Annotated in this window: 19 protein-coding genes and 1 riboswitch; of the genes, 4 read left to right on the forward strand and 15 right to left on the reverse strand. The window is 67.6% G+C overall.

The genetic code is table 11. From position 1 onward, the window contains the following. Positions 1 to 449: 449 nt before the first annotated feature. From ASD72_RS09100 to ahcY, 3 genes are all read right to left on the reverse strand, one after another. Entirely contained in the window at positions 450 to 1043 is a 594-nt protein-coding gene (locus tag ASD72_RS09100; RefSeq protein ID WP_056879586.1) for a hypothetical protein, read from the reverse strand. A 100-nt stretch (positions 1044 to 1143) separates the two neighbouring features. Continuing rightward, on the reverse strand, positions 1144 to 1980 hold the full coding sequence (metF, locus tag ASD72_RS09105) for a methylenetetrahydrofolate reductase [NAD(P)H] (protein ID WP_056879587.1): 837 nt from the start codon (positions 1978 to 1980) through the stop codon (positions 1144 to 1146). 85 nt (positions 1981 to 2065) lie between these two features. Further along, entirely contained in the window at positions 2066 to 3508 is a 1443-nt protein-coding gene (gene ahcY, locus ASD72_RS09110) for an adenosylhomocysteinase (protein WP_056879588.1), read from the reverse strand. A gap of 40 nt (positions 3509 to 3548) precedes the next feature. Next, positions 3549 to 3635: riboswitch (S-adenosyl-L-homocysteine riboswitch) on the reverse strand. Between the two features lie 149 nt (positions 3636 to 3784). On the opposite strand from ahcY, the gene ppc reads away from it, so the two are divergent. After that, positions 3785 to 6508 (forward strand): phosphoenolpyruvate carboxylase, encoded by a 2724-nt coding sequence (gene ppc, locus ASD72_RS09115; RefSeq protein WP_056879589.1) that lies wholly within the window; start codon positions 3785 to 3787, stop codon positions 6506 to 6508. Positions 6509 to 6606: 98 nt separating this feature from the next. On the opposite strand, the gene ASD72_RS09120 is transcribed toward ppc, so the two are convergent. The 6 genes from ASD72_RS09120 to metK all read right to left on the reverse strand — a co-directional run bounded on the left by ASD72_RS09120 (position 6607) and on the right by metK (position 12701). Then, on the reverse strand, positions 6607 to 8472 hold the full coding sequence (locus ASD72_RS09120; protein WP_056879590.1) for an ATP-binding cassette domain-containing protein: 1866 nt from the start codon (positions 8470 to 8472) through the stop codon (positions 6607 to 6609). Between the two features lie 49 nt (positions 8473 to 8521). Beyond that, entirely contained in the window at positions 8522 to 9424 is a 903-nt protein-coding gene (locus ASD72_RS09125; RefSeq protein ID WP_235577990.1) for a phosphatidate cytidylyltransferase, read from the reverse strand. Between the two features lie 90 nt (positions 9425 to 9514). Continuing rightward, entirely contained in the window at positions 9515 to 10114 is a 600-nt protein-coding gene (locus ASD72_RS09130; RefSeq protein WP_056879592.1) for a lysophospholipid acyltransferase family protein, read from the reverse strand. Next, on the reverse strand, positions 10111 to 10740 hold the full coding sequence (locus ASD72_RS09135; protein WP_056879593.1) for a CDP-alcohol phosphatidyltransferase family protein: 630 nt from the start codon (positions 10738 to 10740) through the stop codon (positions 10111 to 10113). Before ASD72_RS09135 ends, ASD72_RS09130 begins: the two co-directional genes overlap by 4 nt. Before the next feature lie 64 nt (positions 10741 to 10804). Next, on the reverse strand, positions 10805 to 11302 hold the full coding sequence (locus tag ASD72_RS09140) for an acyl-CoA thioesterase (protein ID WP_056879594.1): 498 nt from the start codon (positions 11300 to 11302) through the stop codon (positions 10805 to 10807). A gap of 187 nt (positions 11303 to 11489) precedes the next feature. Continuing rightward, a complete protein-coding gene (gene metK / locus ASD72_RS09145; protein WP_056879595.1) occupies positions 11490 to 12701 on the reverse strand; it encodes a methionine adenosyltransferase in 1212 nt (403 codons plus the stop codon). Between the two features lie 204 nt (positions 12702 to 12905). On the opposite strand from metK, the gene ASD72_RS09150 reads away from it, so the two are divergent. From ASD72_RS09150 to ASD72_RS09160, 3 genes are read left to right on the forward strand one after another with little or no spacing between them, the layout of a single operon-like run. Further along, positions 12906 to 14633 carry a lysophospholipid acyltransferase family protein gene (locus ASD72_RS09150; RefSeq protein WP_164490771.1) on the forward strand — a complete coding sequence of 576 codons (1728 nt, stop codon included), beginning with the start codon at positions 12906 to 12908 and terminating at the stop codon, positions 14631 to 14633. Then, a complete protein-coding gene (locus tag ASD72_RS09155) occupies positions 14630 to 15448 on the forward strand; it encodes a UDP-2,3-diacylglucosamine diphosphatase (protein ID WP_056879846.1) in 819 nt (272 codons plus the stop codon). Before ASD72_RS09150 ends, ASD72_RS09155 begins: the two co-directional genes overlap by 4 nt. A 32-nt stretch (positions 15449 to 15480) precedes the next feature. After that, the gene (locus tag ASD72_RS09160; RefSeq protein ID WP_056879596.1) at positions 15481 to 16560 is read left to right on the forward strand and encodes a metal-dependent hydrolase; all 1080 of its coding nucleotides are present in this window, start codon (positions 15481 to 15483) and stop codon (positions 16558 to 16560) included. On the opposite strand, the gene ASD72_RS09165 is transcribed toward ASD72_RS09160, so the two are convergent. From ASD72_RS09165 to ASD72_RS09190, 6 genes are all read right to left on the reverse strand, one after another. After that, entirely contained in the window at positions 16561 to 16902 is a 342-nt protein-coding gene (locus tag ASD72_RS09165; protein ID WP_155944562.1) for a hypothetical protein, read from the reverse strand. Positions 16903 to 17058: 156 nt separating this feature from the next. After that, complete coding sequence (locus ASD72_RS09170; RefSeq protein WP_056879598.1) at positions 17059 to 17880, reverse strand: class I SAM-dependent methyltransferase; 822 nt, start codon at positions 17878 to 17880, stop codon at positions 17059 to 17061. A 23-nt stretch (positions 17881 to 17903) separates the two neighbouring features. Next, a complete protein-coding gene (dusB, locus tag ASD72_RS09175; protein ID WP_056879599.1) occupies positions 17904 to 18896 on the reverse strand; it encodes a tRNA dihydrouridine synthase DusB in 993 nt (330 codons plus the stop codon). Between the two features lie 43 nt (positions 18897 to 18939). Further along, the gene (locus tag ASD72_RS09180; RefSeq protein ID WP_056879600.1) at positions 18940 to 19926 is read right to left on the reverse strand and encodes a ribokinase; all 987 of its coding nucleotides are present in this window, start codon (positions 19924 to 19926) and stop codon (positions 18940 to 18942) included. Between the two features lie 97 nt (positions 19927 to 20023). After that, positions 20024 to 21322 (reverse strand): nucleoside transporter C-terminal domain-containing protein, encoded by a 1299-nt coding sequence (locus ASD72_RS09185; RefSeq protein WP_056879601.1) that lies wholly within the window; start codon positions 21320 to 21322, stop codon positions 20024 to 20026. Positions 21323 to 21392: 70 nt separating this feature from the next. Then, positions 21393 to 21965: a TMEM165/GDT1 family protein gene (locus ASD72_RS09190; RefSeq protein ID WP_235577981.1), complete on the reverse strand. Its 573-nt coding sequence runs from the start codon at positions 21963 to 21965 to the stop codon at positions 21393 to 21395. Positions 21966 to 21985: the final 20 nt, after the last annotated feature.

A 21985-nucleotide genomic window follows, 5' to 3' on the forward strand; every position in this document is an offset into this window, starting at 1 on the left:
GCTGTGACCAGCCCTCCGATGAAACTATGGCAGGCTAGTTGCCCTTCTGCCATGTGACGCAGATGACGTTCTCTGACTCGCATGAGAGATTGGGATCCGTGAAGGGATTTCCCGACGTTCCGAAATACTGGTTGCCTACTGAGAATCCGGTGGCACCCGCATTTGCGGCTGCTTGCGCAGATGAGTAGCAAGCATTCCCGTAGTGCCAGGAGCCACTAACGTAGATGGCCGTACCGGACGCTCCCGTTGTCATGCCAACTTCAGTCAAGTTGAGTTCTCGCATCATGTTTTCTTCCTTGTATCTGTCATTTGGGTTGCCTGCGTAGGCAACCGAAAATTAAGTGATTACCTGTGGGCTGACAACTAACATTAGCCGATCGTCATTCGACGGACACTGTTGAAGTGCGCTCAATCGAATGAGCTCGGTGAACATCAAGCCAAGCCTGCGTTTACAACGTGATCCAGAAACAGTTGTAAGCCCGCCGCAATCCGAACGTGGTGTTCGAGGGCGTCGCGCTGTTCTTCAACGTCTGCATCACGCGCAGGCCCACGGGTCGCGAACGCTGCGCGGTGGTCGGGTAGTAGCCATCCTGGTTGGCATCGACGACGGCGCCTTCGGCATCGATCACCGGTGCAGGGTCAGGCCGGATGGGCGCGATGTCCACGAGTGGCCGCTGTACCACCGCATCGAGCTGGTTGAGGATGCGCAAGGCGGCGGCATCGGACACGCCGCTCCAGTGGTAGACACCGGCCAGCCGATTGACGTCTCCCGCGCTGATCGCCATCGACATCTGCGCCACCAGGTCGCTCAGCGTGCGCGAACAACCGCCCCGGTACAGCGCGCCGGTTGCCGGGAGTGAGCTGCTGCTGGCGGAAGGCAGGCGGTCCATCGCGCCGATGTCTTCGCAGTTCTTGTCCGTGTAGACGGTGTCGCCGCTCATCGCGGTGCAGCGCTGCACGCCCTGCTGCTGCGCGCTCGCGGGCCATGCACCGAATGCGGCCCACAGGCACAGGCTGGCGAAGAGGAAAAGCGGGAGGCGCATGCCCGCAGCGTAATCCGGGCATGGCATCCGGTCACGGCGCGCATGCACGGAGTGCGACGGCCGTTCACGTGCGGGTGGGGCGCATGGCGCGCCCCGGGGTTCAGCCGGTCCAGCCCAGGCGCGACAGGACGGTCTGGGTCGGCTTGGCGAGGTTCAGTGTGTAGAAGTGGAGCGACGGCGCACCGCCTGCGACCAGGCGTTCGCACAGGTTCGTCACCACGTCGGCACCGAAGTCGCGGATCGCGTCGGCGTCATCGCCGAGCGCCTGCATGCGCTTGCCGATCCAGCGCGGGATCTCGGCCCCGCAGGCTTCGGAGAAGCGCCGCAGCTGGGCGAAATTCGAGATCGGCATGATGCCCGGGATGATCGGGATCTCCACGCCGAGCTTGCGCGCCGCGTCGACGAAGTGGAAATACGCGTCCGGATTGTAGAAGTACTGGGTGATCGCGCCATCGGCGCCGGCGTCGACCTTGGCCTTGAAGTGGCGCAGGTCCGCCAGCGCGTCCTCGGCCTGCGGGTGCGTTTCCGGATACGCGCCCACTTCGATATGGAAGGTGTCGCCGTGTTCGGTGCGGATGAACTCGATCAGTTCCGAGGCGTAACGCAGGTCGCCGGGATGGCCCATGCCGGAGGGCAGGTCGCCGCGCAGCGCGACGATGCGCTTGCAGCCCAGGGCGCGGTATAGCCGGAGCAGTTCGCGGATCTCCTCGCGGCTGCCGCCCACGCAGGAGAGGTGCGGTGCGGCATCGAAGCCGTGGTGCTGGTTGAGGTGGCGGACCGTCTCGGACGTGTAGCTGAGCGTGGAGCCGCCGGCGCCGAACGTGCACGACACGTACTCGGGCGCGTGCGCCTTCAGCTTGTCGGCGGTGCGGTCGAGCTGCGTGCGCTGCTCATCGGTCTTGGGCGGGTAGAACTCGAACGAAACCGGGATCGGCATGGAGAGGCCCCGAGGGGCAGGCGCATCCCCGCGCCTGCCGTGGATCGAGAGGGCGGCGTCGCGCCGCCCCCGTGCACTGCGTCGATCAGTAGCGGTAGTGGTCCGGCTTGTACGGACCGTCGACCGACACGCCGAGGTAGTCGGCCTGGTCCTTGCTGAGCGTGGTCAGCTTCACGCCGATCTTCTCCAGGTGCAGGCGCGCGACTTCTTCGTCGAGCTGCTTGGGCAGGATGTAGACCTTCGACTCGTACGCGTCCTTGTTCGCCCACAGGTCGATCTGTGCGAGCGTCTGGTTCGAGAACGAGTTCGACATCACGAAGCTCGGGTGGCCGGTGGCGCAGCCGAGGTTCACCAGGCGGCCTTCGGCGAGCAGGAAGATCGCGTTGCCGTTGCCGAAGGTGAACTTGTCGACCTGCGGCTTGATGTTGGTGCGCGTGGCGCCCGAGGCGTACAGCGCATCGACCTGGATCTCGTTGTCGAAGTGGCCGATGTTGCAGACGATCGCCTGGTCCTTCATCGCCTTCATGTGGTCGAGGGTGATGATGTCCTTGTTGCCCGTCGTGGTGACGTAGATGTCGGCGCGGCCGAGGGTGTCCTCGACGGTCGTGACTTCATACCCTTCCATCGCCGCCTGCAGCGCGCAGATCGGATCGATCTCGGTGACGATGACGCGGGCGCCATAAGCGCGCAGCGACGCCGCCGAGCCCTTGCCGACGTCGCCGTAGCCGCAGACCACCGCGACCTTGCCGGCCAGCATCACGTCGAGCGCGCGCTTGAGGCCGTCAGCCAGCGACTCGCGGCAGCCGTAGAGATTGTCGAACTTCGACTTGGTGACCGAGTCGTTGACGTTGATCGCCGGGATCAGCAGCTTGCCCTGCTCGGCCAGCTGGTAAAGGCGGTGCACGCCGGTCGTGGTTTCTTCCGAGACACCCTTCCAGTCGGCGACGACCTTGGTCCAGTAGCCCGGACGTTCCGCAGCGACGCGCTTGAGCAGGTTCTTGATGACCTGCTCCTCGTGGCTGCCCGACGCCGAGTTCACCCAGCTCTGGTCGCCCCGTTCCAGCTCGTAACCCTTGTGGATCAGCAGCGTCACGTCGCCGCCGTCATCGACGACGAGCTCCGGCCCGAGGAAGCCGCCTTTGCCGTCGGGGAAGGACAGCGCGTCGAGCGTGCAGTCCCAGTACTCTTCCAGCGTCTCGCCCTTCCAGGCGAACACCGGCGTGCCGGTGGCGGCGATCGCGGCGGCGGCGTGGTCCTGCGTCGAAAAGATGTTGCACGAGGCCCAGCGCACGTCGGCGCCGATGTCCTTCAGCGTCTCGATCAGCACGGCGGTCTGGATCGTCATGTGCAGCGAGCCGGTCACGCGCACGCCCTTCAGGGGCGTGGTGGCGGCATGCTTGCGACGGATGGACATCAGGCCGGGCATCTCGTGCTCGGCGATGTCGAGTTCCTTGCGGCCCCAATCGGCCAGGGAAATGTCGGCGACCTTGTAGTCGCCCTCGGTGGAAAACTTGCGTACGGCGTTCATCAGTAGTGGCTCCGGGAAAGGTGGCGAGCGAGGCTCGCAGCTTGACCGGGCGCCGTTGCAATTCCTGCCGAGCCTGGCCGTGCTTGCCTGTTGAAAAGACATCACGGTCGCAGCGCCCCTCGGCGGCCAGCATTATATCTCTTGTTCCGGATGAAACGATGACGCACGCACTGGCCTGATCGGGTAGGCTTCGGAATGCTGCCCTGCAGCAGACCAATTGTCCGCGAAGACAATACCAATCCAGGCCAAACGTACGACGGGACCCACGCAACGCGCATGAACAGCCCCCGCAGCCTCGAATTCGCCCCGCCCGATGTTCCGCTGCGCGAGGACGTCCGTCGCCTGGGCGCACTGGTCGGGGAGATGTTGGCTGAACAGGTCTCCCCGGAATTCCTGGCCGATGTGGAGCGCGTGCGCACCACCGCCATCGCGCGACGGCAGGCGGGCGAGCCGCCGCAATCGCTGGCGGGCCTGCTGGATGGCCAGTCGCCGGCGCAGGCGGAAGCATTGATCCGTGCGTTCAGTACCTACTTCCAGGTGGTGAACATCGCCGAGCGCGTCCATCGCATCCGCCGCCGGCGCGACTACCAGCGTGCCGGCAGCGAACGGCCGCAGCCGGACGGCCTTCACGATGCGCTGGCACGGCTGAAGGCGCAGGGCGTCAGCCTCGAGGAACTGGCCGACTGGCTGCCGCGCATCGACGTGGAGCCGGTCTTCACCGCGCACCCGACCGAGGCGGTGCGGCGTGCGCTGCTGGAGAAGGAACAGCTGATGGTGGCCAGCTTGATCAACGGGCTGGACGGCACGCGCACGCCCGGCGAACTGGCGACCGATACCGCGCGCTTCCGCATGGCGCTGACCTCGGCCTGGCAGACGGCCGATTCCTCGCCCGTGCGCCCGGGCGTGGAGGATGAGCGCGAGCATGTCGGCTTCTACCTGATCGAAGTGCTGTACCGGGTCATCCCCGTGTTGTACGAAACACTGGAAAGCGCGATCACGGAGGTCTACGGCGCCGCGCCCGAGATCACCGCGCGCCTTCCGCGCGTGTTGCGCTTCGGCACCTGGGTCGGTGGCGACATGGACGGCAATCCGAACGTCGATGCGCGCACCGTCACCGCCACGCTGGATGCGCAGCGCCGCGCCATCCTCACCCGCTACCTCAAGGAGCTGCGCCAGCTCACCACGCTGCTCAGCCAGTCGGCTTCGATCATCGGGGTGTCGGACGACGTCACCGCGCGCGTCGAGCACTACCGCGCCCTGATGCCGGAGGCCGCGAAGAAGTCGCGGCCCCGCCATGGCGACATGCCCTACCGCCTGCTCAACGACCTGATGCGCGCGCGCCTGCAGGCCACGCTGGAAGATCGCCCCGAAGGGTATGCCTCGCCGGACGAACTCGCGCAGGACGTCGACCTGATCCTGCAAAGCCTGGAGGCCAACCGCGGCATCCACGCGGGCTGGTTCGCGGTGCGCCGCCTGGCATGGCGGGTGCGCACGTTCGGTTTCCACCTCGCCCGGCTCGACGTGCGGCAGGAATCCAGCGTGCATGCGCGCGCGGTGGCGGCCGCGCTCGGCGACGGAGACTGGGAACAGCGCGATGCGGTCGAGCGTGCCGCGTTGCTGGGTCCGTATGCCAGCGGCGATGCCGTGCTGCCAGCCTCCGACCAGGAAGGCAACGAACGCCTCGATGCCGTGTTCAAGGCCCTGGCCGATGCGCGCACGCGTCACGGCACGGATGCGCTGGGGACCTACATCATCAGCATGGCGCATAGCCGCGCCGACGTGCTGACCGTGCTCGCGCTGGCGCGCCGGGGCGGCCTGATCGACGACGCAGGGCAGGTGCCGCTGGATATCGCGCCGCTGTTCGAAACGATCGACGACCTGGGCCATGGCACCGACGTCCTGCGCGACCTGCTGGCCGATCCGGTCTACCGTGCCCATCTGGCGGCGCGCGGCAATGTGCAGATGGTGATGCTGGGGTATTCCGACAGCGGCAAGGATGGCGGCATCGCTGCATCGCGCTGGGGCCTGCAGCGGGCGCAGGTGGACCTGGTCGACGCGGCCCAGGACCTGGGCATCCGCTTGACGTTCTTCCATGGCCGCGGCGGTTCGATCATCCGTGGCGGCGGCAAGACCACGCGCGCGCTGGAAGCCGCCCCGCGCGGCAGCGTCGACGGCCGCCTGCGCGTGACCGAGCAGGGCGAGGTGATCCATCGCAAGTTCGGTATCCGCGCGCTGGCGCTGCGTTCGCTCGAGCAGTCGGTGGGCGCCGTGCTGCTCTCCAGCGTGCGGCCCCGTCCGCCGGAACCGCGCGAGGCGCGCTGGCGCGAGATCATGGCGTCCGTCGCGCACGAGAGTTCGCAGGCCTATCGCGCCTTCGTGCAGTCACCGCGCTTCATGGACTACTTCCGCAGCGCCACGCCGATCGACGTGATCGAGCGGATGACGCTGGGCTCGCGTCCCTCGCGCCGGCTGGGCCAGGATGCGGCGCTGGGCAACCTGCGCGCGATCCCCTGGGTGTTCGCGTGGAGCCAGGCGCGCGCCGTGATTCCCGGCTGGTACGGCGTGGGCACGGGCCTGCAGGCCGCGGCAGATGCCTATGGGGAAGACGCGCTGCGCCAGATGGCGCGCGACTGGCCGTTCTTCAAGACCTTCCTCGATGACGTCTCGATGGTGCTCGCGAAGGGCGACCTGAGCATCGCCGAGATGTACTCGAAGATGGCTGGCGACCTGCACGGGGAATTCTTCCCGAAGGTGCAGCAGGAGCATGCCGCCGCGGTGCGCTGGGTGCTGGCGCTCAACGGCAACGAGTGGCTGCTGCAGCACGACCAGCGGCTGGCGCTGTCGATCCGCCTGCGCAATCCCTACATCGACCCGATCAGCGTGATGCAGGCCGACCTGCTGAAGCGCTGGCGCGCCAGCGACCGTGAGGACGATGCGCTGCTGCATGCGCTGGTCGCCAGCATCAATGGCGTGTCGCAGGGTGTGCAGAACACGGGGTGATTGCGAGAAATGCGTTGTGGGAGCGACGTAAGTCGCGATGAGGCGTCGCAGGTGTTCCATCGCGACTTACGTCGCTCCCACAGTTGCATCTTGTCGCCTCAGTCGTCCAACTCCGACCAGCGCTGGTAGGCATGTTCCAGTTCCGCCTGCTTTGCAGCGAGCTCGTCGTTCGCGCGCTGGAGGTCGGCGGGCGACTGCTGGTAGTAGGCCGCATCGTTCATCGCGGCGGTGCGTGCGGCGATGTCGGTTTCCAGGGTCTCGATGCGCGCCGGAAGCTGCTCGAGTTCGCGTGCCTCCTTGAAGCCGAGCTTGCGCTTGGCGGCGACGGGTTCGGGTTGCTTCGACAGCGCGGGCTTGGCGGGTGCGGATGCGCCGCCGACAGCCGCTGGCGTGCGGCGTTGCCGCAACCAGTCCGTGTAGCCGCCCACGTAGTCGCCGAGTCGGCCTTCGCCCTCCAGCACCAGCGTGCTGGTGACCACGTTGTCGAGGAAGTCGCGATCGTGGCTGACCAGCAACAGCGTGCCCTTGTAATCCAGCAGCAGCTCTTCCAGCAGCTCCAGCGTCTCGACGTCGAGGTCGTTGGTCGGCTCGTCCATCACCAGCAGGTTGGAGGGCTGGGCGAACAGCTTGGCCAGCAGCAGGCGGTTGCGTTCACCGCCGGATAGGCGGGTGATCGGCGCGCGCGCACGCTCGGGCGAGAACAGGAAGTCCTGCAGGTAACCGATGACGTGCTTGCGGCTGCCGTTGATCTCGACGAAGTCGCTGCCCTCGGCCACGTTTTCCAGCGTGGTGCGCGTATCGTCCAGCTGGCTGCGGTGCTGGTCGAAATAGGCGATCTGCAGGCCGGTGCCCAGCTTGACCTCTCCGTGCTGCGGCGCGAGTTCGCCCAGCAGGATCTTCAGCAGCGTCGACTTGCCGGCGCCGTTCGGTCCGACGATACCGACGCGGTCGCCGCGCATGATCGTCGCGGAGACGTCGTCCAGCAGCACCCGGCCGTCGTAGGCCTGGGTGATGTGCTTGGCCTCGATGACCTTCTTGCCGGAGGACTGCGCGGCGGCGGCCTCCATCTTCACGTTGCCGGACAGGTCTCGGCGCTGCGCTCGCTCGCGGCGCAGCGCCTTGAGTGCGGTGACGCGGCCCTCGTTGCGGGTGCGTCGCGCCTTGATGCCCTGGCGGATCCAGACTTCTTCCTGGGCCAGCAGCTTGTCGAAGCGCGCGTTCTCCTGCGCCTCGGCATGCAACCGTTCTTCGCGACGGCGCAGGTAGTTGTCGTAGTCGCCGGGCCAGCTGGTCAGCTGGCCGCGATCGATCTCGAGGATGCGCGTGGCCAACGAGCGCAGGAAGCTGCGATCGTGGGTGACGAAGACGATGCTCCCGCCGAACGACTTCAGGAAGCCCTCCAGCCAGGCGATCGCTTCGATGTCGAGGTGGTTGGTCGGCTCGTCCAGCAGCAGGATGTCGGGGTCGCGCACCAGCGCCTGCGCCAGCAGCACGCGGCGCTTCATGCCGCCGGACAGCGCGGCGAAGTCGGTCTCTTCCGGCAGTTCGAGCCGCTCGAGCACCTGCTGCACGCGACGATCCAGGTCCCAGCCGTTGCGGGCTTCGATCTGCGCCTGCGCTTCGCCCATCGCGTCCATGTCGCCGTCGTGCAGCGCGTGGTGGTAAAGCGCGAGCAGGTGGCCGAGGTCGCCCAGGCCTTCGGCGACCACGTCGAACACCGTGCCCTGCGTGTCCTGCGGCACTTCCTGGGCCATGCGCGCGACCACCACGCCGTTCTGTACGCGGATCTCGCCGTCGTCGGGCTTCAGTTCACCGGCCATCAGCCGCATCAGCGTGGATTTGCCCATGCCATTGCGGCCGACGATGCAGACGCGCTCGCCGGGTTCGATGGACAGGTCGACGTGTTCGAGGAGGAGCGGCCCGCCGACGCTGAAGTCGACCCGCTGGAATTGCATCAGGGACATGAGCGTATTGTAGCCGGCGCGGCGGGGTCACCGCGCTTCCGTGGGCGCGCTACTGGAAGCCGTAGCGGACCACGTGGAAGAACACCGGTGCAGCGAACACCACCGAATCCAGCCGGTCGAGGGCGCCGCCATGTCCCTCGATCATCGTGCCCCAGTCCTTTGCGCCGAGGCTGCGCTTGGTCGCCGACAGCGCCAGCCCGCCCAGGAAGCCGCACAGGACGATCAGCAGCGACAGCAGTGCCGACTGCACCGGCGTGAACGGGGTCACCCACCACAGCGCGGCGCCGATGGCGGCGGCGGACAGACCGCCACCGACCAGGCCTTCGACGGTCTTGGAGGGGCTCACCCTGGGCGCCAGCAGGTGCTTGCCGAACAGCTTGCCGAACACGTACTGCAGGACATCGCTCAACTGCACCACCAGCAGCAGGTAGAACAGCAGCATCAGGTTCTGGCCTTCGTAACCGGGGATGTCGAGCAGCATCAGCGCCGGCGCGTGGCTCAGGCAGTAGACGGTGAGCATCAGGCCCCACTGCACCTTGGTGTTGCGCTCCAGGAAGTCCTCGGTATCGCCCTGCAACGCGGTGACCGCAGGCAGCAGCAGGAAGCCGTACACCGGGATGCACATGACGAACAGGCCGTACCAGTCCACACCGATCAGCCAGTACTGCAGCGGGATCGCGACGTAGAAGCACAGGCACAGCGCCAGATGGTCGCCGCGGCGCGTGGGCGTGAGCGTCAGGAACTCGCGCAGGGCGAAGAACGACAGCATCGCGTACAGCACCAGGGTGGCGATCTTGCCGATCAGGAAGCACACCAGCAGCACGCCGACCATCACCCACCAGGCAGTGATGCGGGCGTTGAGGTTGTCCACCACGGCCGAGGGCCTGCGCCTGCCCAGCAGCCAGCCGATGGCCGAGGCCAGCAGGAGCAGCGCGATCACGCCCCCGATCATCCACCAGAACTTGCCTGGCGCCAGGGCGATGGCGGTGCGGATGAAGCCGTTGAAGGGCAGGGTTTCCATGCGTCGAGGGGCGTCCTTGGGTCAGGGTGCCAGTGCCTGCACCGCATCACGTGCACGCCGCAGGAAACCGGCCTTGTCTTCGTCCGGCTGCGCCGTCAGGGGGGCGCCGAAGCGCACCGTGCAGATCAACGGCACCGGCAGCAGGCTGCCCTTCGGCATGCTGCGACGCGCGTTGTCGAGATACACGGGCACCAGTTCGACCTGCGGATGGCGTTGCGCCAGGTGGTACAGGCCTGACTTGAACGGCAGCATCGTGGCCTCGGGATTGCGCGTGCCTTCAGGGAACAGGATCAGCGATTCGCCTGCATCCAGTGCGTCGTACAGGGGCTGCAGCGGATCGGCGTCGGCCTGCTCGCGCTGGCGGTCGATCAGCACCACGTTGAGGCCTGGCCCGGCGATCAGGCCCTTGAGTCCGCCGCCGCCCCAGTAGTCGCGCGCCGCCACCGGGCGGGTTCTGCGGCGCAGGAAAGGGGGCAGTGCCGACCACAGCGCGACCGTATCCAGATGGCTGGCATGGTTGGCGAAATAGATGCGCTGGCGTGCCTCGGGCTGGCTGCCGATCCAACGCGGATACGCTCCGATCAGGGCCTTGCTGACGGCGGCCAGCAGGCGGCTGATCATGCGCCGTCCCGTGCATGCAGCGCGGCCGAGATCGCACGGCTGCGGGTGATGCAGGTCAGCAGCGCGCCGATGGCGATGACCCACGCAGCGATGCGCAATGTCCAAACGGTCTGAGCGAACGCCAGCTCGGCGGCTCCCAGCAGGCAGGCCAGGGTCAGCACGGCCATGCGGTGCTGCTTGGCCATCGGCCCCCTGAAATCCTGTGCCAGTCCCAGGCTCCCACCCGCAAGGCGCACGTACGCGGTGAGCGCAGCCGCCAGTGCGCCGAGCCAACCCAGCCACGGTACGCCGCAGGCGTATCCCAGGGCGATGATGAGCAGCGAATCGGCGATACGGTCAGGGAACTCGTTGTAGAGCGCGCCGGTCGGGGTCTTCTTGCCGCCCTCCATCGCCACCATGCCGTCCAGCAGGTTGCAGACCAACCGCAGCTGGACACACGCTGCCGCGACGACCAGCGCGAGCGGCGTGGCGTACCACAGCATCGCCGCACCCAGTGCGGCGAAGACGATGCTCAGCATCGAGATCTGGTTCGGCGTGACGGACGAACGCGCCAGCACGGCACTGATCGATCGTGCCCATCCGCTGGCGCGGGCGGCGATGGGACGCCGGTTGCTGTCGTCTGGCATGCGGTCTTCCTGACGTGTGGGGCGATCCTGGCGGCAGACCGGGTACGTCACCAGTCGCGTCGGCTCAGGGGTTTTCCGCCGCCCGGCTCCCCAGTTCGGCGTGCCGCCGTTCCATTTCCTCGCGCAACTGGCGGCGCAGGCGCGCAGCCGCGAAGCGACGGATTTCGTCCGGCGTTGACGGTTCCAACGGCGGAACCGGAGTGGTCCGGCCGTCGTCGTCGACCGCGACCATCGTGAAGAAGCAGCTGTTGGCGTGGCGCACGCTCTGTTTGCGGATGTCCTCGGCCACGACCTTGATGCCGATTTCCATCGAGGAGGTGCCGGTGTGGTTGACCGAGGCCAGGAAGGTCACCAGTTCGCCCACGTTGATGGCCTGGCGGAACATCACCTGGTCCACCGACAGCGTCACCACGTACTTGCCGGCGTAGCGGCTGCCGCAGGCGTAGGCCACCTGGTCGAGCAGCTTGAGGATCGCGCCGCCATGGACCTTGCCGGAAAAGTTGGCCATGTCCGGCGTCATCAGCACCGTCATCGAGAGCTGGTGGCTCTTCAGCGATTCCATGGCGCGCCTCCTCGGGGTGAGGCGCGCAGGCTAACCGATCCCGGTGCGGCGCGCGCAGTGGCGCACCCCAAAAGAAAACGGGCCGCTGGTGCGGCCCGTTCCTTGAGTGGGAGGCGCTGCATCCCCGCCTTCGCGGGGATGACGGCCCGGCACGGGCGCCTGCGCTTTACGCAGGCGCGCCGGGTCGTCACTTCAGCTTGGCGTCCTTGCGGAGCGCTTCGGCGCGGTCGGTCTTCTCCCACGAGAAGGCGGTCGCGGTGTGCTTCTTGCCGGCGGCATCGACGTAGGAGATTTCCTTCGGCTTGCGGCCGAAGTGGCCGTAGCTGGCGGTCGCCTGGTAGATCGGGTGCTCCAGGTCCAGCATCCTGGTGATGCCGTACGGACGCAGGTCGAAGTGCTTGCGGATCAGCTTCTCGATCACGTCGTCGCCGACCTTGCCGGTACCGAACGTGGTGACCGAGATCGAGGTCGGCTCGGCCACGCCGATCGCGTAGGAGACCTGCACTTCGCACTTGTCGGCCAGGCCGGCGGCCACGATGTTCTTGGCCACGTAGCGGGCGGCGTAGGCGGCCGAACGGTCCACCTTCGACGGATCCTTGCCCGAGAACGCGCCACCGCCGTGGCGGGCCATGCCGCCGTAGCTGTCGACGATGATCTTGCGGCCGGTCAGGCCGCAGTCGCCCACCGGGCCGCCGATGACGAACTTGCCGGTCGGGTTGATGTGCACCTTGTTCTTCGGCAGCGCATCCAGCCACTTCTTCGGCAGCACGGGCACCAGGATCTCGGCGCGCACGGCTTCGATCAGGTCCTTCTGCTTGATGTCCGGGTCGTGCTGGGTCGACAGCACCACGGCGTCGAGGCCCAGGACGCTGTTGCCGTCGTAGCGCAGGGTGACCTGCGACTTGGCATCGGGACGCAGCCACTTCAGCTTGCCCTTCTTGCGCACCTTGGCCTGCTGTTCCACCAGGCGGTGGCTGTAGTACAGCGGGGCGGGCATGAATTCCGGCGCCTCGTTGCAGGCGTAGCCGAACATCAGGCCCTGGTCGCCCGCGCCCTGTTCTTCCGGCTTCTTGCGATCGACGCCCTGGTTGATGTCCGGCGACTGCTTGCCGAGCATGTTGATGATGGCGCAGGTGTGGCCGTCGAAGCCGACGTCCGAATTGTCGTAGCCGATGTCGTTGATGACCTTGCGCGCCAGCGACTCGATGTCCACCCATGCGGTGGTGGTGACTTCGCCCGCGACGATGGCGGCGCCCGTCTTCACCAGCGTCTCGCAGGCCACGCGTGCGCGCTTGTCCTGGGCCAGGATGGCGTCCAGCACGGCGTCGGAAATCTGGTCGGCGATCTTGTCCGGATGGCCTTCGGAGACCGATTCGGAGGTGAACAGGTAGCTGGACATCAGGCTTATATCCTTTGATTCGGATGAAAAGATGGGCGCGAATGATACACGCCAGGGGCGGTGTGTGCATTCTGCCCCGTTCAGGGTTGCAGTCGGGTTAAGGGCGGGGCCCGCCACTGTCACCGGACTGCCAGAAAACGGAAACCACGCTGTCGCCGGCCAAGCGCAGGCTGCGCGGCGAGACCCCGCCGCCAGCCTTTGCCCATGCGCCCGCTGGAACAGCAGATCGCCGAACGCTACCCCCACTGGTTCCGAGGCCGCCGCGCCCGGCTGACCGGTCCCCTGTTGCGCACCCTGGGCCGCTGGTCCCGGCTGGACCAGGCCTATGCCTTCCTGGCCGACCATGGCCACCTGGAGGGGCTGGATTTCATCGATGCCGCCATCGACCACCTCAATCTGCGGCCGACCGTCGCCGAGGAGGATGCGCGGCGGATTCCCCCTCAGGGTCGGCTGTTGATCGTGGCGAACCATCCGTCCGGTGCGCTGGACGCCCTGGCGCTGCTGCAGATGGTCGGCAGGGTGCGGCGCGACGTCCGCATCGTCGCCAACGACATGCTGGCGGGCATCGCGCCGATCGCACCGCTGTTGCTGCCGGTACGCATCCTGGGCGGCAAGCCGCGCGCCGACAGCGTGAGGGCCGTCGAGCAGGCGCTGGAAGCCGAACAGTGCGTGATCGTGTTTCCCGCCGGCGAAGTCTCCCGGTTGGGCCCGCGCGGCGTGCGCGATACCCGCTGGCGTCGCGGCTTCTTGCGCTTCGCGCGCGCCACGGGCGCGCCGGTGTTGCCGGTCCGCGTGGTAGCGCGCAATTCGGCGTTTTTCTACGGTGCCTCGGCGCTGTTCAAGCCGGCGGGCACGGCGTTGCTGGCGCGCGAGATGTTCCGTCGCAGCCAGCGCCGCCTGCAGCTGCACGTGGGCCAGCCGTTGCGCCTGGACACGGAGATGGACCCGGCCCGGCTCATCCGCCAGGTGCGCGAGGCGCTCTACGCACTCGGGCGCCGCGCGACGCCGCGCGTGCGACCGCCGGCCGACGTGCCGGAGCCGCTGGTCGACGCGCTGGCGCCGGACGCACTGGCCGCCTGCATCGACGCCCTCGACGTGCTGGGCGAGACCACCGATGGCAAGCGGATCTGCGTGGGCCGGCTGGCGGGCGGCTCGCCGCTGCTGCGCGAGATCGGCCGGCTGCGCGAGCTGACCTTCCGCGCGGTGGGCGAGGGCACGGGCAAACGGATGGATGTGGATGCCTTCGACACCTGGTACGAGCACATCGTGTTGTGGGACGCGTCGCAGCGGAAGATCGCCGGTGCGTACCGGCTGGCGCGCGGCGCGCCGGTGCTGGCGGCGCAGGGCTTGAAGGGCCTCTACACCGCCTCGCTGTTCGACTACGCGGACGACGCATTGCCGCGCCTGGCCGCGGGCATGGAACTGGGCCGAAGCTTCGTGGTCCCCGACTACTGGGGCAGCCGGAGCATCGACTACCTGTGGCAGGGCATCGGCGCTTACCTGCGCCGGCATCCGCGCGTGCGCTACCTGTTCGGTGCGGTGTCGATGAGCGCGGCATTGCCTTTGCATGCGCGCGAACAGATCGTGGCGTACTACGCGCACTACTACGGCGATCCGAGCGGCGAGGCGCGTTCCCGCCATCCGTTCCGCTACACGGCCACGCCACCCTGCTTCGACACTCTCGAGGCCGATACCGCGTTCCGCGTACTCAAGACCAACCTCGACACGCTGGGGGCGACGGTGCCGATGCTCTACAAGCAGTACACCGAACTCTGCGAACCCGGCGGCGCCCGTTTCCTGGCATTCGGCGTGGACCCGGATTTCAGCGATTCCATCGATGGCCTGATCGAAGTGGACCTGCACCGCATCCGGCCGAAGAAGCGGGAACGCTACCTGGGCGACGCGTGGCGCCCGACGGAGGCGGCGGCATGAGTCCGCAGGCCGCGCCACCCCCGATGCGGCGCGCGGTCTTCGTCTCCGACGTGCACCTCGGCTCCAAGCACTGCCACGCAGCGGAGTTCGCCGACTTCCTCGCGGGATTGCACTGCAGGCGGCTGTACCTGGTGGGCGACATCGTCGATCTGTGGTGGATGGCGCAACGCCGCGCGTCCTGGGACGCCGCCCACAACCGGGTGGTGGAGGCGCTGCACGCGCTGGCGCGCAACGGCACGGAGCTCATCTACGTGCCCGGCAACCACGACAGGCCGGTCCGTCGCTTCTGCGGCTTGATGCTGCCTGCCATGCAGGTGCGCCGCCGTGCGATCCACACCACGCTCGATGGACGCAGGCTGCTGGTGACGCACGGCGACGATTACGACGGCGTCACCCACTTTGGCGGGTTGCAGGAAAGGTTCGGCGACTGGCTCTACTACCGCATCCTCACCGGCAATCGCTTGACCAACCAGTTGCGTCGTCGCTTCGGCCTGCGCTACTGGTCGCTCGCGGAATACCTGAAGCGCCAGAGCGACGCGGCCGAGCGCTACATCGCCCGCTTCGTCCACGCGGGTCTGGACGATGCGCGTCGGCGCGGGCTGGACGGCATCGTCTGCGGACACATCCATCGTGCCTCGCTGCTCCAGCGCGACGGCCTGCTGTACGCCAACGACGGTGATTGGGTCGAAAGCCTGACCGCGCTCACCGAAGAGGCCGACGGCACGCTGTGTCTGCTGTCGCACACCGGCCAGATCCTGGCCGAGGTGGCGCCGCGACTGCGGCTGGTCCCGCAGGACGTGCCGCGCGCGGCGTGAGGAATCGCATCGGCGGCTGCTAGGATCGCCGCATGGATTCCCTCAGTCAGATCGTCCTCGGCGGCGCCATCGCCGCCGCCATCGCCCCTGCCGCCCATCGTCGCGCCGCGCTGCTCGCCGGTGCGGCCCTCGGCACACTGCCCGACCTCGACAGCCTGCCCATCGCGTTGTTCTCGGACAACCCGGTCACGCTGATGACGGTGCACCGCAGCTTCAGCCATTCGCTGTTCGTGCTGCCGCTGGTCGGCTGGCTGCTGTGGTGGCTGTTCAAGCGCTTCGGCCAGGGTCGCGTCGCGGCCGCACCTGCGCGCTGGTTCTGGGCGATCCAGCTGGCGCTGGTCACGCATCCGTTGCTTGATGCCTTCACCGTCTACGGCACGCAGCTGTGGTGGCCGCTGATGCCGGCCCCGACGATGTGGTCCAGCGTCTTCATCATCGATCCGCTGTACACGGTCTGGTTGCTGCTGGCTTGCGTCGCGGCGTGGTTCCTGCGCGAGCGCGTCGCGGCGCAGCGGGCACTGGTCGCGGGGCTGGTACTGAGCAGCGCCTACCTGGGCTGGTCGCTGGCCGCGAAGGCGATGGTGGACCGCGAAGCCGAGCGCACGCTCGCCTCGATGGGCCTGGGCGATGCGCCGTACTTCTCGGTGCCGATGCCGTTCAACACGCTGCTGTGGCGCGTGGTGGCGATGACGCCATCGGGTTATGTCGAAGCCGAACGCTCGGTGCTGGTCGACGAAGGCAGGATGCACTTCCGCGGGTATCCGTCCAACGTACAGGCGCTGCGGCAGGCACGCGGCATCCCTGCGGTCGATCGCCTGTCCTGGTTCAACCGCGGCTTCATGCGCGCACAGGTCCGCGAGGACCGGCTGGTGCTGTCGGACCTGCGCATGGGGCTCGAGCCGAACTACACCTTCAGCTTCGACGTGGCCGCGATGCAGGATGGGCGTTGGCAGGCGGTTCCGCCCCGCCAACACCCGTGGCAGTCGCCCGTGAGGGGATATGAAGGCCTGCGCAGCCTGTTCGGTGCGATGGGGCGGCGGATCGTCGATCCTTCATCGACGGCGCTGCATGCGCTGGCCGCCGATGCGGAAGGACAGCCCGCCGCGCCGTGATCACGAGCCGGCGCCAGTCCCTTTCTTGTTGACCGCGGGTGCCTTGGCTGCCACCGCGCGCTTGTCGTCGTCGGGCGCGGCGCGGCGCTCCAGCACGATATCTTCGCCGTTCATCAGCCGGCGATAGTTCTCGTTGCCGATCGCGCGCTTCAGGTCCCATGTCACCCGGTCGAACTGGGTGCGGTACTCGACGTACGGCGTGCGGGCGCCCAGCACCATCCGCAGGTTGCGTTCGGAAAGACCGGTCTCGCGCGCGAGTTGGGCGACCGAGTCGTCAGCGGATGCGGCGAGGGGAGCGATGGCCAGAACAGCCGCCATCAGGGATGCGGTTCTTGCGTTCATGGAATTCCTCCGGGGGAGGTGATTACCGCGTGTGGCTGCGGTGCGCTGCAGGCCGGCAGGGGGAACCGGCGCGGACATCGTCGCGCTGCGCATGAAGGCGCCCCAGTGCCGGAACGCACGGTGACTCCGGTCATGTTTACCGGGTGGTTACCTTCGTCAGTAAACCGTTGCGCGTGCCTGCACGAAGGCATAGAAGAACACGGCGTCCGGATCGTTCTGGACGTCGCGCATCTCCTGGCGCATGCCGTCGACGACGTCCTGCGTGACGCGTCCCGCGTGCACCAGCGAATCGGCGGCCGACAGCAGCAGCTCTTCCCAGAATGCGATCAGGTCCTTGCGGCGGGCCGGTTCGCGGTTGTCGAAATGCACAGTCTTGATCTCGGTGACGACGTCGCGGAAACCGCCGGCGAGCAGCAGGTTGCCCAGCTTCGCGCCGATGAACGGATCACCGCCGTTGTCGTACTGGAAGTCGTTGAACGCCATCCAGTAGCGCCACGTATGGGGTGAATACGGGTGCAGCAGGAACGACGAATTCATCACTTCGGTGACGTAGATCGGCGAGCCGGGCGACAGCACGCGGCGCACCTCGCTCAGCACGCGCGCGGGATTGGGTACGTGTTCGAGGATCCAGCAGAGGAAGGCGCCGTCGAAGTCGCGCGCGCCGTACGGCAGGCGGCTCGCATCGGCCTGCTGCAACGTGTAGCGGTCGCGGCACCAGGGCATCTTCGCCAGGTTGTCGCGCGCGGCGTCCAGCTGCACCTGGTTGAGGTCCACGCAGGTCACGTGCAGCTCGGGGAACCGCCGCAACAGGATCTCGGTCTGCGCGCCGACGCCACTGCCGACTTCGAGCAGGCGGCGCACGCCGGCGTAATCCACATGGTTGAACAGCGTGCTTTCCAGCAACCTCGCCTGCTTTACCAGGCGCGCCTGTTCGACCGAGGAAAAACCGTGCAGGTAAGGGGCATCGGATTCCGTCATGGGAGCCTCCGCTTGAAAGGGAATCACGCCGCCGTCGGCAACCGCTCGCCGGCCATGAGGGCATCGAAGTAGTCGCGCGTCAGCCGCAGTTGATCCTCGGCGGTCTCCGCGCGGTTCACGACGGCGCGGAAAGCGAGGTTCTCGGGCCGGTCCTTGGCGTACCAGCCGAGGTGCTTGCGCGCGATGCGCACGCCCTGGGGCTCGCCGTAGAACGCGTGCAGCGCTTCCAGATGGCCGAGCAGGATGTCGCGCACTTCATGCAGGGACGGCGGGGCCAGGTGTTCGCCCGTGGCGAGGAAGTGCGCGATCTCGCGGAAGATCCACGGACGGCCTTGCGCGGCGCGGCCGATCATCACCGCATCCGCGCCGGTCTTCGCCAACACCTGCGCCGCCTTGGCCGGCGAATCGATGTCGCCGTTGGCGACGACCGGAATGCGCAGCGCGGCCTTGATCGCGGCGATGGTCTCGTACTCCGCCACGCCGGTGTAATGCTGGTCGCGCGTGCGGCCGTGCACGGCCAGCGACGCGATGCCGCTCTCCTGCGCGATGCGGGCGATGACCGGTCCGTTGCGGTGGTCGCAATCCCAGCCCGTCCGGATCTTCAGCGTGACGGGTACGTCGGCCGCCTTCACCACCGCCTCCAGGATGCGGCCCACCAGCGCCTCGTCGCGCATCAGCGCGGAGCCGGCCCACGCGTTGCAGACCTTCTTGGCCGGGCAGCCCATGTTGATGTCGATGATCTGCGCGCCATGGTCGGCGTTGTAGCGGGCGGCGTTCGCCAACTGCTCCGGCTCGGTGCCGGCGATCTGCACGCTGATGGGGCTGGGTTCGCCGTCGTGGTCCATGCGGTGCAGGGACTTCGCGGTGTTCCAGAAGCGCGGATCGCTGATGGTCATTTCCGACACCGCAAGACCTGCGCCCAGCCGCTTGCACAGCAGGCGGAATGGCTTGTCGGTGACGCCGGCCATGGGGGCCAGCATCACCGGTGGGTCGATGCGGTAGGGGCCGATCTGCATGGCGCCATTATCCGCCGTCGGCTCCGGCGGGGGAACCGCCGGCTCAGTCGGCGAAACGGGTCTGGAGATCGGCCAGCAAGGGCATGGCCAGCGCCGCGCCCGGCCGCTCGGTCGACAGCGCCGCATAGCGGTTGGCGAAGCGCACGTGATCGGCGAAGGCCGCCACGGCGTTTTCCGCCAACGATGCGGCCAGTGCGCCATTGAAGGCATCGCCAGCGCCGGTGGTGTCGACGACCGTGGCGGCTTCGGCGGCGACGCGGTAATGGGCGCGCGGGTCGCCGCGCAGCGCGTCATCCGGGTGGGACACGTAGACGCCCGTTGAGCCCAGCGTCACCACCACCGTGCCATGCGGGAACAGTTGCCGGCAGTGCTGGTGCAGGGTCACGCCATCGAGCGTGGCGACATCGTCGGCGCTGACGCGCTCGCCCAGATGACGGGCGAGCAGGGCGGCGAATTCGGTTTCGTTGGGCGTGACGACATCGGCGTGCGCCAGCAGCTCGGTCGTCGTGGCGGCATTGGCCGGCGCCGGGTTGAGCACCGTCATGGCGCCGTGCTGACGGGCGGTCTGCAGCGTGGCGAGCACCGTGTCCGCCGGGGACTCGAGCTGCGCAAGCACGACCTTCGCCTCCGCGAATACCGCGGACTGGGCGTTTGCGTGCTCCGTCGACAGCGCGGCGTTGGCGCCGGCACCGATCACGATCGTGTTGCGACCGTGCGCATCCACGTAGATGCCAGCGGTACCGGTAGGTTCATCGCTGGCCTGGGCGCGCAGGTCCAGGCCGTCGGCGGCAGCCAGGTCGCGCGCCAGGCGGCCGCCGGCATCGTCGCCCAGCGCGCAGACGAAGGTCGTTTCCGCACCTGCGCGCACGGCGGCGATCGCCTGGTTGAAGCCCTTTCCGCCCGGACCGCTGGCATACCGTCCTGCGATGGTCGCGCCTGCTGCCGGCAACGCATCGCAGCGCCAGACATGGTCGACGTTGAAGGAGCCCACGATGATGACGCGGGCAGGGGAGGGCGAGGGCGTATTCATGGCGCGATACCTGCTGTCCGCACCGCAGCAAGGCCGCGGTCACGGGAAGGAAACGTAAAAGGAAGGAGGCGGGCGGCCGTGGGCCGCCCCTCCCCGATCAGCCGAAGTGCGAAAGCACGCCGGCGATGGTGGCCGTCATCAGCGTGGCGATGGTGCCGCCCAGCACGGCGCGCAGGCCGAACCGCGCCAGGTCGGAGCGCCGCTCGGGCGCCAGGCCGCCGATGCCGCCGATCTGGATCGCGATCGAGCTGAAATTGGCGAAACCGCACAGCGCGTAGGTGGCGATCAGTTTGCCTTCTCCGGACAGCGATACGCCGGCCACCTTGCCGTTGACGATGTCGGCGAGCTGCAGATAGGCGACGAACTCGTTGATGACGACCTTCTGGCCGATCAGCGAACCGACCGTGGTCGCGTCCTGCCACGGCACGCCGATCACCCAGGCGATGGGTGCCAGCAGGTAGCCGAAGATCGTGGCCAGGTCGGTCGGCTTGCCGAGGATGGCGGCCAGGCCGGTGGCTTCGCCGAGCCACGTCAGCGGCCAGTTCAGCAGCGCGATCAGGGCGATGAAGGCCAGCAGCATCGCGCCGATGTTCAGCGCCAGCCGCAGGCCGTCGCCGGCACCGGCAGCGGCTGCGTCGATGATGTTGCTGGAGGTCTTTTCGACCTCCATCTTCACCGTGCCACGGGTCAGCGGCGTGCCCGTTTCCGGGATCAGCAGCTTGGCGACCACCAGCGTGGCCGGGGCCGCCATGATCGATGCGGCCAGCAGGTGCTTGGCATAGAAGGCCTGCTGCTCGGCATCGCCGCCGCCCAGCATGCCCACATAGGCCGCCAGTACGCCGCCGGCGATGTGGGCCATGCCGCCGATCATCATCGTGATCAGTTCGGACTCGGTCATCTTCGGGATATACGGGCGCACCGTCAGCGGCGCCTCGGTCTGGCCGATGAACACGCTGGCGCAGACACTGGTGGTCTCGGCGCCGGACACCTTCATCACCTTGGTGATCGCCAGCGCCATGATCCGCACGATGAACTGCATCACGCCCAGGTGGTACAGCACGCCCATCAGGGCGGCGAAGAAGATGATGGTGGGCAGCACCTGGAACGCGAAGATGAACCCGTAGGTCTCGATGTTCATCAGGCCGCCGAAGATGAAGTTCGAGCCGGCGTTGACGAAGCTCAGGATCTTCACGAAACCGTGGCCGAGCGCATCGAACACTTCGCGCCCGCCCGGGACCAGCAGGACCAATGCCGCGAAGGCGATCTGCAGGGTGATGCCCGTGACGACCAGCTTCCAGTCGATGGCCTTCCGGTTGTTGGAAAACAGCCAGACGATGCCGATCAGCACCGCCAGACCGAACAGGCCGAAGCCGATCCGCCCCAAGACTTCCAGCATGTATTCCCCCAGACCTTGCGTGTTGTTCTGACCAGGCAGTCTAGCAGCCGCGCGGCCCAGCCCAGGCCGTTCAGCCAATGCCGCGGAAGGCCACCCACAGGGCGAGGGCGAGGAACACGACCGATGCCAGCCCGCGGGCCAACTTCAGCGGCAGCTTGTCGGCGAAGCGGTGGCCCAGCCAGACCACCGGCAGGTTCGCCAGCAGCATGCCGATGGTGGTGCCGGCGATCACCTGCCACAGCGGGTCGTACTTGGTGGCCAGCAGCACCGTTGCGACCTGGGTCTTGTCGCCGATCTCGGCCAGGAAGAAGGCCACCGTCGTCGCCAGGAAGGCGCCATGGGCCGGCAGGTTGTCGGCTTCGTCCTCCAGCGTGTCGGGCTTGAGCGTCCACAGGGCCACCGCCAGGAAGCTGACTGCCACCACCCAGCGCAGCACCTCGGGCGACAGCCAGTCGGTCAGTTCCGCGCCCAGCCAGGCGGAGATCGCGTGGTTCACCAGGGTTGCGGCGAGGATGCCCAGCGCGATTGGCCACGGCTTGCGGTAGCGCGCGGCCAGCAGCAGGGCCAGCAACTGGGTCTTGTCGCCGATTTCGGCCAGGGTGACGGTGCCGGTGGAGACCAGCAGGGCGTGCAGGGACAACATCAAGGACTCCGGGGCCAGGC

Origin of the sequence: Pseudoxanthomonas sp. Root630 (genome assembly GCF_001427585.1) — a bacterium.
In the GTDB taxonomy this organism is placed as follows: domain Bacteria; phylum Pseudomonadota; class Gammaproteobacteria; order Xanthomonadales; family Xanthomonadaceae; genus Pseudoxanthomonas_A.